A 1098-nucleotide genomic window follows, 5' to 3' on the forward strand; every position below is an offset into this window, starting at 1 on the left:
GTCCCTTGGGCGCGTACCCCGGAATCGAGCTTTCTCTTGACGCCCAATGAATTGCGCAACTTGCTCATGGAGGCTGGGTTTAACATCGCAGCTTGGTCCGATCCAACCCAGGCCGCACGTGCCTGGTTTGTCGCTCTAGAAGAAGAGATCCGCAAAGAGGGATTGCCGCCGCTCGGTTTCCATGTACTTCTCGGGCCCGATTTTCAGGTTATGGCGCGGAACCAGCGCCGCAATTTAGAGGAAGGACGAATTGTTCTGGCACAGGTGGTCGCCCAAAAATAAAACTGCCTAGCTGCGGTTCGTGGTGGGTGCTAGCGTTGCACCCTACGCGCGCAACCCCATGTTTAGCGCAAAGCTCACAGCAATTGCCCTGTCGGGTAGGTTGGTTCCGAGGTGGGCCAGTTGTGCGCGTTTGTTGGAGTGTCAGCAGCTTAACTTGAAGCTGCTATTCGGCGTAGAGGTGCCGGAGCCTTTCCATGTCTTGGGAAGTGGGAGGTGGGTTTCTATGAAGGGCACCCGAGGGTTTAGGTTATCGGGTGAACCCTTGCATCTTAAGCGGGTCCCGGGGAAGATAAGGCCGTGCCCTACCCGGTGCCCGCCTCGAGGCTCCTGCCCCCTCGCACGGCCAAGGAGGTGCGGCGGGACCGCCCTCGGCGCCTGGTGGAGGAAGCCTTCCGCCAGAGCCCCGGGGTGGTCCTGGCGGCGGGGGCGGGGTACGGGAAGACCAGCCTGGCCTCGGAGTTTTCCGGGGTCTACGTGGCCCTGGCGGAGGAGGCCAAGGACCCTGCGGTTTTCCTGTGGCACCTTCTGGCTGCCTACCAAGGCCGGGCCGAGCTTCAGAGGGTGGCGGAGCTTTTGGAGGCAGGGGCTTGGCCCAGGGCCTTGGAGGCCTTTTTGGGTGCCCTGGAGCCCTTAGGTTTCCACCTCCTGGTGCTGGATGAGGTCCACCGGGCGGAAAGCCCCGGGGTGCTCAAGGTGGTGCAGGGCCTGGTCCGGCTTCCCGGCCTAAGGCTCTTGCTTCTCTCACGGAAGGCCACACCCTTTGCCTTCCTCACGGTACTTTCCGAGCGGGAGCTGGCGTTTGATCCCGAGGAGGCC

Annotated in this window: 1 protein-coding gene and 1 pseudogene; both read left to right on the forward strand. The window is 62.4% G+C overall.

Translation table 11 applies throughout. The annotated features are described in order from the left end of the window. A partial coding sequence (locus TNMX_RS11970; protein ID WP_038032555.1) for a hypothetical protein occupies positions 1-282 on the forward strand: 282 nt, incomplete at its 5' end. Between the two features lie 297 nt (positions 283-579). Beyond that, a pseudogene (locus TNMX_RS11975) lies at positions 580-1098 on the forward strand (hypothetical protein); the annotation flags it as partial.

Source organism: Thermus sp. NMX2.A1, from assembly GCF_000511705.1.
GTDB lineage: Bacteria > Deinococcota > Deinococci > Deinococcales > Thermaceae > Thermus > Thermus scotoductus.